This window comes from Alteromonas marina, assembly GCF_000808575.1.
Classification (GTDB): Bacteria; Pseudomonadota; Gammaproteobacteria; order Enterobacterales; family Alteromonadaceae; genus Alteromonas; species Alteromonas marina_A.
Genome location: NZ_JWLW01000014.1, coordinates 144,812 through 157,762, shown reverse-complemented (window position 1 = coordinate 157,762; position 12,951 = coordinate 144,812). Strand labels below are relative to the sequence as shown.

10 protein-coding genes are annotated in these 12,951 nt (G+C 45.7%); 4 read left to right on the top strand and 6 right to left on the bottom strand.

The genetic code is table 11. From position 1 onward, the window contains the following. Positions 1-77 precede the first annotated feature (77 nt). From RJ41_RS09420 to lysC, 4 genes are all read left to right on the top strand, one after another. Positions 78-1,031, top strand: coding sequence for a DNA ligase (locus RJ41_RS09420; RefSeq protein WP_039219734.1), 954 nt, complete (start codon positions 78-80; stop codon positions 1,029-1,031). 625 nt (positions 1,032-1,656) lie between these two features. After that, positions 1,657-4,269, top strand: a complete 2,613-nt coding sequence (acnB, locus tag RJ41_RS09415) for a bifunctional aconitate hydratase 2/2-methylisocitrate dehydratase (RefSeq protein ID WP_039219732.1) — start codon at positions 1,657-1,659, stop codon at positions 4,267-4,269. A 72-nt stretch (positions 4,270-4,341) separates the two neighbouring features. Further along, positions 4,342-4,791, top strand: a complete 450-nt coding sequence (locus RJ41_RS09410; protein ID WP_014948302.1) for a DUF192 domain-containing protein — start codon at positions 4,342-4,344, stop codon at positions 4,789-4,791. 60 nt (positions 4,792-4,851) lie between these two features. After that, entirely contained in the window at positions 4,852-6,201 is a 1,350-nt protein-coding gene (lysC, locus tag RJ41_RS09405; RefSeq protein ID WP_014948303.1) for a lysine-sensitive aspartokinase 3, read from the top strand. 69 nt (positions 6,202-6,270) lie between these two features. Here lysC and RJ41_RS09400 read toward each other — a convergent pair whose 3' ends face one another. The 6 genes from RJ41_RS09400 to surA form a co-directional block, all read right to left on the bottom strand. Further along, the gene (locus RJ41_RS09400) at positions 6,271-8,295 is read right to left on the bottom strand and encodes a HAMP domain-containing methyl-accepting chemotaxis protein (RefSeq protein ID WP_039219729.1); all 2,025 of its coding nucleotides are present in this window, start codon (positions 8,293-8,295) and stop codon (positions 6,271-6,273) included. A 281-nt stretch (positions 8,296-8,576) separates the two neighbouring features. Next, positions 8,577-9,404, bottom strand: a complete 828-nt coding sequence (locus RJ41_RS09395; protein ID WP_039219728.1) for a symmetrical bis(5'-nucleosyl)-tetraphosphatase — start codon at positions 9,402-9,404, stop codon at positions 8,577-8,579. Between the two features lie 7 nt (positions 9,405-9,411). Continuing rightward, positions 9,412-9,786 carry a Co2+/Mg2+ efflux protein ApaG gene (gene apaG / locus RJ41_RS09390; protein ID WP_039219726.1) on the bottom strand — a complete coding sequence of 125 codons (375 nt, stop codon included), beginning with the start codon at positions 9,784-9,786 and terminating at the stop codon, positions 9,412-9,414. Positions 9,787-9,794: 8 nt separating this feature from the next. Continuing rightward, positions 9,795-10,622, bottom strand: coding sequence for a 16S rRNA (adenine(1518)-N(6)/adenine(1519)-N(6))-dimethyltransferase RsmA (gene rsmA, locus RJ41_RS09385; RefSeq protein ID WP_039219724.1), 828 nt, complete (start codon positions 10,620-10,622; stop codon positions 9,795-9,797). Continuing rightward, the gene (gene pdxA / locus RJ41_RS09380) at positions 10,619-11,605 is read right to left on the bottom strand and encodes a 4-hydroxythreonine-4-phosphate dehydrogenase PdxA (RefSeq protein WP_039219722.1); all 987 of its coding nucleotides are present in this window, start codon (positions 11,603-11,605) and stop codon (positions 10,619-10,621) included. The genes rsmA and pdxA overlap by 4 nt, the downstream gene beginning before the upstream one ends. Positions 11,606-11,618: 13 nt before the next feature. Next, positions 11,619-12,932: a peptidylprolyl isomerase SurA gene (gene surA, locus RJ41_RS09375; protein ID WP_276203238.1), complete on the bottom strand. Its 1,314-nt coding sequence runs from the start codon at positions 12,930-12,932 to the stop codon at positions 11,619-11,621. Between the last annotated feature and the right edge of the window lie 19 nt (positions 12,933-12,951).

The window sequence follows — 12,951 nt, the reverse complement described above, 5'->3', positions numbered from 1 at the left end:
ACTCTGCCTTCTTTGTTTTTGCTTCTCTATTAAAAGCGTTAAAGCAAGCAAAGGTTAAAACCTTATAGGAAGAGCCGATGCGAAATTTTTTGACTGCTGTATGTGTACTTTTAATCACCGCCATAGTTAACGTTAATGCTAATTACATGCTCGATACTGTCGAAGGGGTGCAGCTTGCTAAGCAATACGATCAAAGTCGCACTGATATTAACGTAGCTGACTATTGGGTTAGTGAGAAGCTAGACGGCATTCGCGCAAGATGGAACGGTACTGAGTTACTTACCCGCAATGGGAACAAAATATTCGCGCCAACATGGTTCACCGCTAACTGGCCAAAAGCCACTATTGACGGCGAACTTTGGATAGGAAGAGGGGAGTTTGAACGTACAGCTTCTATTGTGCTTTCAACGCTGACAAACATCGAGCTGCATTCTGTCACTAACGCTTCATCTAGCACAGTGTCTTCAGCAGACACTATTGCCGAAGCAAATTCTCTATCTGCAAAACGCTGGGCCAAAGTTAGATTTATGGCCTTTGACATGCCTATGATGGGTGAGCCCTTTGGTCAGCGACTCAACATGCTTAACAGCCTAAGTAAATCTACACCTAATCCAACGTTTGCAGTTATCCCTCAATTTAAGCTTACGTCTATTTCTTCACTTGATGAAAAGCTGAAGCAAGTAGCCCAGGAAGGCGGAGAAGGGTTAATGCTTCATCATGAACAAGCGCTGTACACATCTGGGCGAAGTGACAAGTTACTCAAAGTAAAACGCTTTGAAGATGCAGAAGGGAAAGTACTGGCATTGCTTCCGGGAAAAGGACGATTTAAAGGAATGATGGGCTCGCTTCTTGTAGAAACGCGAGAAGGCATTCAATTTAAATTAGGAACGGGCTTTTCAGAAAATGAGCGCCAATCTCCGCCCGCTATCGGTAGCTGGGTAACCTTTAAGTACTACGGTTTAACAAAGAATGGAAAGCCAAGGTTCGCAAGCTATCTTCGCACTAGACCTCAGGCAGACTTGCCCAATTAACACTTACTTACTGCCAGTATAGTCACATGAACTGCCTCTCACTTACTGTTGTTATACCAATCCGCATGGATAAGTGCCCACTCAGAAGGCGCTGGCAAGTTTCCTAGCAAAGCGTGGGAATGCAGGAATGGTTGTTCCCTTTCAAATTCCCAGAATGAAGCTAGGAAGCTTGCCAGGCCTTCCCGAAGGGCGAGTTTTAAATGTCCGTACTCTTTATTGTGACACCTTGATGTAGAACCACTATACCTGCGGAAACACGCCGCGATTACGAACATTTTAACTCTCGCTGAGTGGGTAATTATCTATGCGGACTGGTATTAATCGTTTACGGTTTGCTTTAATTGAAAAAGCATCGTGTACAGCTAACCTCTTGTCTTTAAGTCATAAAGCCCTATAACTTTACTACATGTTAATTGCTAAAGTTACTTTGCTTATTTCTTTTTAATCGCTTTTGTCATTTAAAAGTAATGGTATGAATAGCGATTATAATTGAATTAAAAAGGCGCTAAATTTAAAAAGTGAGCTCGTGAAGTTATACTGTTGATGATTTATTAAACACACCTTGCGTCAAGTGCGTACAAGACCGTTTACTCCCATTGCGCAAGCTAACTTAGAGGAAGAGACTGTGTTACAAGACTATCGCAATCACGTTGAAGAACGTGCCGCTCAAAATATCCCACCTAAACCGCTTAACGCTGAACAGGTAGCTGGCCTGGTTGATTTATTGAAGAACCCGCCAGCAGGCGAAGGGGACTTTCTTTTAGAACTGCTGGCAGAACGTGTACCGCCTGGGGTTGATGAGGCAGCTTACGTTAAAGCTGGGTTTTTAAGTGCAATCGCAAAAGGTGAAGATAGTTGTGAGCTTATCTCTAAAGAGAAAGCCGTTGAACTGCTAGGAAATATGCATGGTGGCTACAACATTGCCACTTTAGTAGAGCTACTTGATGATAACGCGCTTGCGCCGTTGGCTGCGAAAGAGCTGAAACATACCCTTTTAATGTTTGATGCTTATCACGATGTGGAAGAAAAGCACAAAGCGGGTAACGAGCATGCCACTGACATCATCAAATCTTGGGCTGAAGGTGAGTGGTTCACGTCGCGCAAATTAATGGACGATAAAATCACTTACACCGTGTTTAAAGTAACAGGTGAAACGAATACTGATGATTTGTCGCCAGCCCCTGACGCATGGTCTCGCCCAGATATTCCATTGCACGCTCTTGCAGCTTACAAAATGCCCCGCGAAGGTTTAGAGCCAGAAGAACCTGGTGTTAAAGGCCCAATGGCGCAAATAGAAGAAGTTAAAAGTAAGGGCTATCCCGTGGCTTTTGTTGGTGATGTAGTTGGAACAGGCTCGTCACGCAAGTCGGCAACTAACTCTGTGCTGTGGTTCTTTGGTGAAGACTTACCGGGTGTACCCAATAAACGAGGCGGTGGTGTGTGCATTGGTTCAAAAGTTGCGCCTATCTTCTTTAACACTATGGAAGATGCCGGTGCATTGGTGTTTGAAGCCGATGTGGAAAAAATGAACATGGGTGATGTGATAGACATCTATCCGTTTGAAGGAAAAATCACCAACCATGAAACCGGTGAACTTCTTGCAGAATACAGCTATAAGTCGAAGGTGATCCTGGATGAAGTGCGCGCAGGTGGGCGTATTAACCTGATTATTGGTCGTGGCCTTACCGAGAAGGCGCGTGAGACACTAGGTTTAGGCCCGACGGACTTATTCCGTACGCCTGAACAGCCAAAAGACAGTGGAGCGGGTTTCTCGCTAGCGCAGAAAATGGTGGGTAAGGCGTGCGGTGTTGACGGTATTCGCCCAGGCACCTACTGCGAACCTAAAATGACGACCGTAGGCTCGCAAGATACCACAGGGCCCATGACCCGCGATGAGCTTAAAGACTTAGCTTGCCTTGGCTTTACGGCCGATTTGACCATGCAGTCATTCTGTCACACCGCCGCTTACCCCAAGCCGGTGGACATAGAAACGCAGCACACGCTACCTGATTTTATAATGAACCGCGGTGGCGTATCGCTGCGTCCTGGTGACGGTATTATACACAGCTGGTTAAACCGCATGCTGCTGCCTGACACAGTAGGTACGGGTGGTGACTCGCATACTCGTTTCCCCTTAGGTATTTCTTTCCCTGCAGGTTCTGGGCTGGTCGCGTTCGCTGCGGCTACTGGCGTTATGCCGCTAGATATGCCCGAGTCGGTATTGGTGCGATTTAAGGGGGAAATGCAGCCGGGCATTACGTTACGCGACCTAGTACACGCCATTCCGCTGTACGCCATTAAACAAGGCCTATTAACGGTCGAGAAAAAAGGCAAGATCAATGCCTTCTCTGGCCGTATTTTAGAAATCGAAGGACTAGAGAACTTAACCGTAGAACAGGCGTTCGAGCTTTCTGACGCATCGGCGGAGCGTTCAGCAGCCGGTTGTACTATCAACTTATCTGAAGCGTCGATTGCTGAATACCTGCGTTCAAACATTACCATGCTTCGCTGGATGATTAACGAAGGTTATGGCGACCCACGTACCTTAGAGCGTCGCGCGCAGAAAATGGAAGAATGGTTAGCTAACCCGGAATTAATGCGAGCAGACGCAGACGCTGAGTATGCAGAGGTTATCGAAATTGACCTTAACGATATTAAAGAGCCAATTGTGTGCTGCCCTAATGATCCTGACGATGCGAAAACCTTATCTGACGTTGCAGGCGATAAGGTAGACGAGGTATTTATTGGTTCATGTATGACAAACATTGGTCACTTCCGGGCAGCCGGTAAGCTACTTGAGCAGTACAACAAAACACTGCCCACTCGTTTATGGATGTCACCACCGACCAAGATGGACAAAGCCCAGTTAATGGAAGAGGGCTACTACAACATTTATGGTCGTGTAGGCGTGCGTACAGAAATGCCGGGCTGCTCACTATGTATGGGTAACCAAGCAAGGGTGGATGCGGGAACAACCGTACTTTCCACGTCTACTCGAAACTTCCCTAACCGCTTGGGCGATGGGGCGAATGTTTATTTGACCTCAGCAGAGCTTGCTGCGGTGGGTGCCATTGTTGGGCGCATTCCAACTGCCGAAGAATACATGGAATACGCCAGCAAAATTAACGCAATGTCGGGTGAAGTATTCCGCTACTTAAACTTCGACAAAATGCCCAGCTTTAAAAAGGCTGAGGAAGAAGCAAAAGCGCGCATTATTCCAACATTGAATGTTGCTTAAAATAGTGTATAAACTACAAAGCCGGTGACCGTTAAGGTGACCGGCTTTTTTTATGGCGAAAAGGAATGTCTAATGGGAAAATCTTTCTTTATTGTTGCTGCACTTGTATTAACCTTAGGGTGTGCAAAAGCGCAGGTTGACCCTGTATCGTCGCTGAATTCAGTGGACTTTGAATCCATTACACTTGAGATTGGCGGCAAGCACTATGAAGTTGAGTATGCCAAAACCTTTGAACAACGCGCACAGGGCCTTATGTTTCGCAAAGCCTTGTGTGAAGACTGCGGTATGTTTTTTAAGTTTTCTAGCCCAAAGTTTGCGGGCATGTGGATGAAAAATACCTTTGTTCCTCTAGACGTAGCATTTATCGACAGAAAAGGCGTAATAACGGATATAAAACCTCTCACTCCGCATAGTTTGGAGTCGGTCGGATCATCGAAAGAGGTACTTTACGCGTTGGAAATGAACCAAGGGTGGTTTGCCGAGAATAATATTAAAGTAGGCGACCAAATAACGATTGATTAACCGCGCAGAACGCGCGGTTGCCGCTAGCGAAATGCTAGTTTTATTCTGGAGTTAAATATAGTGACAAATGCCTTATCGATAGCTAAGTTCGGTGGAACTAGCGTTGCGAATTACGAAGTAATGCAAAACTGCGCCCGAATTGTTGCCGGTAATGACAAAACGCGCATTGTGGTAGTGAGCGCTGCGGCAGGTGTAACCAATCACCTGGTAAGCTTAGCGCACACACCTATGACGCAACAGCAAATTGAAGAGACCTGTCAGGCCATTATCAATATTGAGCTTGCCATTCTTAACAAGTTGAAAGATAAAGACGCGGTTGAGCCAAAACTCAACGACTTGTTAGATGAAATGCGAAGCTTAGCGTTTCATGAAGAAATCCTTCACCGTGATGATTTAAAAGATCAGCTGCTTTCAATGGGTGAGCGGATGTCATCGCTGATGTTCTCTTCCGTGCTTGCAGAGCAGGGCGTAAAAACCATGAACTTTGACGTACGTAAGGTGTTACGTACGGACAGTGAGTTTGGAGAAGGTGCGCCGCAAATCGAAGAAATCGAAAAGCTGTCTAAACAATTGCTGGCACCTGAAATTAAAGACGCGATAGTGGTTACTCAAGGCTTTGTTGGTGCTGACGAGGAAGGCCGTACTACAACGCTAGGTCGTGGTGGTTCTGATTTTACGGCGGCGCTACTTGCTGAAGCGCTTGATGCCGAATCGTGTGAGATTTGGACTGACGTAACAGGGGTGTACACAACTGACCCGCGCATCACGCCAGCTGCTCATCCGTTACCTGAACTCAGCTTTGAAGAAGCGGCGGAAATGGCCACCTTTGGTGCCAAGGTACTACATCCTGCCACTATGGAGCCTGCACTTCGCAAGGACATAAAGGTGTTTGTAGGCTCTAGTAAGGAGCCAGAAAAGGGCGGTACATGGATTGTGCGTGATTGTGAGCACGAACCACCGTATCGAGCTATTACTCGCCGTAAAGAGCAGGTAATGGTGACAGTGAAAACTCCGAAGATGATGTATGCGCAAGGCTTCCTACAGCAGGTATTTGCCATCATCGCTAAGCACAAGCTAAGTGTTGATTTGGTTACCACATCAGAAATCTCGGTATCTTTTACCCTTGATAACCCTGCAAACTCTGTGGCTCAGCGACTAAACAAAGAAACCATTGCTGAACTTGAAACTATCTGTGATGTGAAAGTAGAAAAAGGTTACGACCTTGTCACCGTTGTAGGTAACAACATGCAAACCGCTGTAGGTGTTTCTAGCAAGATTTTAGCTGCGGTTTCAGATTTCAACCTTCGCATGATTTGCTTTGGCGCCAACCCTCACAACCTATCGTTCTTGGTCAACGAAACCGACAGTGACGATGTGGTTCGCAAGCTTCATACGGCATTGTTTGAGTAATCAAATATCAGACTAAAAAAAACGGCCGATATTGAATCGGCCGTTTTTGTTTTCTTTAACGTGTGAGGATCACACTTTAAACTGTCTAATAGACTGCTGTAGCTCTTCAGCAAGGCGAGCCACTTCATGGCTTGATTCAGACGTCTGCTGTGCACCAACGGTTGTCTCTTCAGCAATACTCACAATAGTTTCAAGCTTTTCGCTGATCTCTTGTGATACCGTATTCTGTTCACGAGCTGACTGTTCAATTTGAGAGCTCACGTCATGGGCTTTGTGAACCGCATCGGTAATGATATCCAACGCTTGTGTGGCTTTTTCTGTTTGCGCAACACATGCGGCGGTTTGATCTTTACCTTGATTCATCACCGACACCGCTTTTTCCGCGCCTGCTTGAAGCACTTCAATCATGGCATTAATTTCTTGTGTCGATTCTTGTGTACGGCTAGCTAGGGTTCTTACTTCGTCTGCAACAACCGCGAAACCCCGACCTTGTTCACCCGCGCGAGCAGCCTCAATAGCAGCATTCAGGGCCAATAGGTTGGTTTGATCGGCAACACCGCGAATAACGTCAAGAATACCACCAATGCTTGCACTGTCTTGATGAAGCTTGTTGATAACATCCGCCGCTTCTTGAACATCACGAGACAAAATTTCAATAGTGTTCTTGTTCTCTAACGAGATTTGACGAACGTTTTCGGCCTCAGCATCTGCATGGCGAATCTGGCTAAGCGTATCTTCTGCGTTCTGAACAACCAGCTGCGACGTAGAGTGCATTTCTGTGGTTGCTGTTGCCACTTGGCCAATTTGAGATTTTTGATCCTGAATTGAATGGGTAGTTTGCGCCGTTACCGCAGATGTTTGCTCTGAAGCTGCCGCCAATTGTTCTGCACGAACGTTAATGGCTGTAATGAGCTCCTTAAGGTTTCCAATAAGCGTATTACAGTTTCGAGCTAAAAGACCAAATTCGTCTTGTGCAGAATCATCTAAGCGGTGAGTAAGGTCACCCGATGAAGCCACCGTAAGTAGTTCATTTACGCGATAAAGCGGACGTGTGATAGCGCGAACGGTTACGTATCCAATGAAGGCCGCTACAGCAATCGAGATGATAACGACCACAATAACGAACGTGTTGCCTGTTGTAATGGCGCCATTAACTTGGTTTTCTATGTGAGATGCTTTTTTATCTGCAAGATTCAGAAGGTTTTCAAGCGCCACAACCCCCTGCGTGATGTTTGCATCAGAAGCATTAAGTGCCTGTTCAGCATCATTTCTGCGCTCTAGGCGATCTACATGAAGCTGCACCACGCCGTCGTTAGCTTTAATCGCATTGATGGCGTCGTTAACCAAGTCGTTAATGTCATCAAGAGTACCAGAAGCATCGCGTCCGCCCGCAGTTTGCATCATGTCGCTTAATTGCGTGACCACTTTCTCGACAACCAAATCAACTTCGTTGCCTAGCGTCTGCGAACGAACCAGTGTCTCTGTTTTAATGTACTCGTATGAAACCGTTAGCAAAGAAAGCAGCGACGTCTCAAGTTGGCCGCCGATTTCTGCCGCACGTCGGAGGTTAGAGTCGCGCTGAACAGCGTCTAAGTCTGAGAAGTCTAGAAGGTAGGTAGAAGCATCGTCGGCGTTGTCTTCCGCGTCACCAAGTCGGTCTTGAATACTATTGCGCAGGTCGAGGTACATTTGATGGTTTTTGTACATCGCTTCTACGTTGGTGACATACGCTTCATAAGATTCTCGTACAGTATTCAGCGTACTCTTTAGTTCAGGCTCGTTATTAACTGCCTGCGCCAGTTTCTTATATTCACTCTCAAAGGTATCTTTGGCAGAGTTAAAAGATGCTCGTTTGTCTTTTAAGCCATTTAGATCTTCTTCAATGTAGCTTTCGAAGGTCAGTCGTCCCATGTTTAGAAAGCTTGCTTTTAATGCGTTACTGCCTGCTACGGTGGGAAGCGCAACGTCGTTTACTTCTTCTGTCGCAGAGCCTATAGAATTGAGGTTGTATAGCGAAACAACACTTATGACGATTAGAAGTGCACTAATCGATACAAATCCCCCGATTACGCGTGTGGCTACCGTTAATTTCATCGGAACTCCTGGATGAGTGTTTTTTGTTTTTATCCCTAACGATATTACCCGTCTCAGCTAACAAAATATAGCGGTTGTATAAGCGTATTTGCTCATGTAATGAGAGGGGATAACGAAACATCATCGTTACTATCACAAGTAAGTGTATCGGCTACAACAACTTAATGTTTATTTTAATTAGCACTTAAGTGCTAATGTTTTCACTGGTACAACCAGTTGGGGTGGGAGAAAAGTCTCCTCATTTGCGCTTTTCCAGCCCAATGATGTGTTGAAATGAGATATTACGCCGAGACGCTAACGAGCGATGATGTGTTTAGGTTTAGTAGCGTCATACTTTGTCCCCACACGTAACCCGTATCTAAGCCAATAAACCGAGAACTATTTGTCTCGCCAGACAGAGCAGCCCAATGCCCAAATACTACTCGTTGATCATCGCCAAGCTTTTTATTCTCAACCTCAAACCATGGTCTTAGCGTGCTACTGGTGCTGTGTGATACCGCACCAGGGTGAGACTTATTTTCAAAATCGAGTGTGCCGTCTGTATGAACAAACCGCATGCGGGTACAGGCATTCACAATAAAACGCAGTCGCTCGTCACCTTCAAGATTATCTGACCAGTTGTCTGGTGTATTCCCGTACATGCTGGATAGAAACGTAGCGTAATCATCGGATTTTAGGATGTTGCTAACTTCATCACTCAGTGAAATGCACTTATCGATAGACCATTTAGGATAGAGCCCAGCATGGACCATTACTGATTGTTCGTCTAATTTCATTGCCAGCGGAAATTGACGCAACCAATAAATAAGTTCGGTCAAGTCTGAAGCATTGAGTAATGGCGTTAATTTGTCTGATTTTTTGGCTTTACGGATATCGTTAACAACGGCGAGTAAATGTAGGTCGTGATTACCCAATACGCTGCTAAATTGACTGCCAAGTGATTTCAGAAAGCGTAATGTGTTTAACGAATCTTCTCCTCGTGCAACCAAATCACCGACGGCAAGCAGTTTATCGTTCGTCTCGTCAAATTCGACTTTATCTAATGCGCGGCGAAGACCGTCATAACAGCCTTGAATATCGCCAATGACGTAGGTGTTACCTTTGGACATAAAAACCTTAATGAAGAATGCTTGGAATGGCTAGGCGAAATACTTTTACAGGAACGCGGAAACGCTCGCCGCTCTCTAGTTCCATTACATAGTAGCCTTCCATATTGCCAACCGGAGTGTCAATGACTGCTCCGCTGGTATAGTCAAAATTTTCACCTGCCTTCATTATTGGCTGTTTCCCAACCACTCCATCGCCCTCTACTTCTGACGTTTTACCGTTAGCATCGGTTATCTTCCAGTAGCGACTTAGCAGCTGTACCGTATGCTCACTATTGTTTTCAATAGTAATGTGGTAGGCGAATGCAAACTGCTTTGAGTCAGAGGGGAGGTGGTCAGGAAGGTGACGGGTTTTCACCCGCACCTTTATATCAAGTACATCCATAGAGAAAGTTATTGCTCTTGTTGGTGCTCTTTCGCCGATACAGCGTTGGCTATAGTGGCAAAATCGTTAAGCGATAGCACTTCTGCGCGAGAAGTTGGGTCTATCCCTAATTCACGGATTTCTTCCTCACCTAAGCTGTCTTTCAGTGAGTTGCGAATTGTTTTGCGGCGCTGATTGAAAGCTTGGGCACAGACACGTTCCAGCGTGTTCACTGATTCAACATCAACGGGTGGAGATTGATGCGGTACTAGCTTTACAACGGCAGAATCTACTTTCGGTGGTGGCTTAAAAGCACCGGGCGGAACGTTCAGTACAGGTATAACGTGGCAGTAATACTGCGCCATTACTGAAAGTCTGCCGTAATTTTTAGAGCCTGGCCCCGCGGCTAGTCGATTAACCACTTCTTTTTGAAGCATAAAGTGCATGTCTTCAATACAGTGAGCATGGTCGAATAGATGGAACATTAGCGGTGTTGAAATGTTGTAAGGCAAGTTACCAAAGACCCGCAGCTTCTTGTCTTTTATTGGCATCTCTTTGCATAACGCGCCGAAATCCATCGTCATCGCATCTTGTTCAATTACGGTGAGTTTATCGCCGTTAAATGGATGGTGACGTAGTCGTTTGGCAAGGTCTCGGTCTAGCTCAATAACGGTAAGTGCGTCTACTTCTTCACAAACAGGGTCTGTTAATGCACCTAAACCAGGTCCTATTTCTACCAAGTTTTGTTCATTCTTTGGCGCGATTGCGGCAACAATTTTTCCTATCACGTACTCGTCGTGAAGGAAGTTCTGTCCAAATCGCTTTCTGGCCGTATGGCCTAAGTGTGTTTTACTCATTGTTGATGATGTGCAAGCTCAATGGCTTTTTCCAATGCTTTTCTGAAACTACCGGCGTCGGCCTCACCTGTACCTGCTAAATCTAATGCAGTACCGTGGTCGACTGAAGTGCGAACAAAAGGTAACCCTAACGTGATATTCACCGACGCCCCAAAACCCTTATATTTTAGCACGGGTAAGCCTTGGTCGTGATACATCGCTAGCACTACATCGGCATTTTCTAAGTATTTAGGCTGAAATATAGTGTCAGCAGGCAGTGGACCTGTAATATTTAAGCCTTCTTCCCTAAGCTCATTAAGTGCCGGAATAATAGTGTGAATTTCTTCAGTGCCAATATGACCGTCTTCACCTGCGTGTGGGTTTAGACCACATACATAAATGTGAGGCGTTTTTATGCCGAACTTCAGCTTCAAGTCAGTATTAATTATATGAATAACTTTGTGCAGTCGCTCGCGGGTTATTGCTTTTGCTACATATTCAAGGGGGATATGTGTCGTAGCTAGTGCCACATTCAGGCCTTCCGTTGCTAGCAGCATCACCACGTCAATCGTGTTGGACTGGTAAGCGAAAAACTCTGTATGGCCGCTGAAAGAAACCCCCGCTTTGTTAATGATACCTTTGTGTACAGGACCAGTCACAACGGCATCAAAGTCACCGTCAATATTGGCTTGGCACGCTTGACGTAAGGTTTCAACCACATAAAGCCCGTTTTCACTATCAAGGGTTCCGGGGATAACGTCAGCGGTTTTGTCTATCTGCTTTATAAACAACGAACCCGCAGCTTGTATCTGCGGGTTATTTGCATCGTAATCGATTAGCGTTAACGGAAGCCCTAAGGCGCTCGCTCGTGCTTTTAGCATGTCGCCATCGGCAAACACGACAAGCTGGGCTTGCCATGTTTCTTGGGCCAGTTTAATGATCAAATCTGGCCCGATACCTGCCGGCTCTCCCGGTGTTATTGCTATTTTAATTGGTGTGCTCATGAATAACTTTTTATTAAGATTCGACTACTTCGACGTAAGCGGCATCGCGCATCTCACGTAACCAGTTTTCGGTTTCTTCTGAAAATTTACGGTTGAAGATAAGCTGATATGCTTTGTCTTCTTTACGCTTATCCGTTGCGTCATCCATGCGGCGGTCGATAAGTTGAATTAAGTGCCAGCCGTGAACTGTGCGTACTGGGTCGCTGTACTCTCCAGGCTCAAGCTGAGACAACGCATCTTTAAACTCTGGTACATAATTGCTTGGGTCAGACCAGCCTAACTCGCCACCTCGAAGGGCAGAACCTGGGTCTTCAGAATGCTCTTTGGCTAACTCTGCAAAATCAGCTTCGCCACTTTGCAATTCTTCTTTAAAGCGAACAAGCATAGCTTTTGCTTTCTCTTCACTAAGAATGATAGACGGCTTCACAAGAATGTGGCGAGAGTCCACTTCTTCCACGGTGACTTTCTCAATACCGCGGGTGTCTAACACTTTAAGTATGTGAAATCCTGCACCGCTTCGGATTGGTCCAACAAGGGCATCTTTATCTTTGTCTTGAATAGCTTCAGCGAAAAGTGTAGGCATGGCGTTAATATTAAGCCAGCCCATATCACCACCTTCTAGCGCTTCGTTACCAGACGATGACGCGATGGCTATCTTAGCAAAATCAGAACCTGATTCTAACAAGGCTATTACTTTGTCTGCGCGCTCACGGGCGGCTTGAATATCTTCGTCTGTTGGTTCAGGTGGGAAACCAATAAGAATGTGACCTAAACGGTATTCTGCCTGCGTCGCACCCTGTTGCTCCATAAGGTCTATCAGGGTATTGATTTCTTGAGGAGTAATATAGACGCGACGACGTACGTTTGCACGGCGCACTTCACCCATAATAATTTCTTCACGAATATCTTCACGATAGTCATCGTACGCAATACCTTCGGCAGCTAATTGTGCACGAAGTTGTTCAACAGTCGCATTTTGATTAGACGCGATATTGCCAATAGTTTGCTCAAGCTGTGGGTCACTAATACGAATACCCATGCGTTCAGCCATTTGTAACTGAAGACTCTTACTGATCAAGCGCTCAATGGCCTGAGTTCGAAGCGCACGATCTGATGGCAGCTGTTGATTATTAGCTTCAGCGTTGCGTTTAACTTCTTGTACAAGGGCATCAATTTCGCTTTCAAGCACAACACCTTGGTCAACAATTACAGCAACGCGGTCAAGCATAACTTCTTGCGCAACACTGTTAAACGAGAGTAGGGCACCTAACATCAATGCACGGATAATGAACTTCATACACACTCTTTTATTATTGGTTGATTGCATTTAAGCGCGGTTAAGCGCT

Excerpts from the sequence above, each read along its gene's own strand:
- surA (WP_276203238.1), bottom strand. The coding sequence starts at position 12,932 with ATGCAATCAACCAATAATAAAAGAGTGTGTATGAAGTTCATTATCCGT.
- RJ41_RS09420 (WP_039219734.1), top strand. The coding sequence starts at position 78 with ATGCGAAATTTTTTGACTGCTGTATGTGTACTTTTAATCACCGCCATA.
- pdxA (WP_039219722.1), bottom strand. The coding sequence starts at position 11,605 with ATGAGCACACCAATTAAAATAGCAATAACACCGGGAGAGCCGGCAGGT.
- RJ41_RS09410 (WP_014948302.1), top strand. The coding sequence starts at position 4,342 with ATGGGAAAATCTTTCTTTATTGTTGCTGCACTTGTATTAACCTTAGGG.
- rsmA (WP_039219724.1), bottom strand. The coding sequence starts at position 10,622 with ATGAGTAAAACACACTTAGGCCATACGGCCAGAAAGCGATTTGGACAG.
- apaG (WP_039219726.1), bottom strand. The coding sequence starts at position 9,786 with ATGGATGTACTTGATATAAAGGTGCGGGTGAAAACCCGTCACCTTCCT.
- RJ41_RS09395 (WP_039219728.1), bottom strand. The coding sequence starts at position 9,404 with ATGTCCAAAGGTAACACCTACGTCATTGGCGATATTCAAGGCTGTTAT.
- RJ41_RS09400 (WP_039219729.1), bottom strand. The coding sequence starts at position 8,295 with ATGAAATTAACGGTAGCCACACGCGTAATCGGGGGATTTGTATCGATT.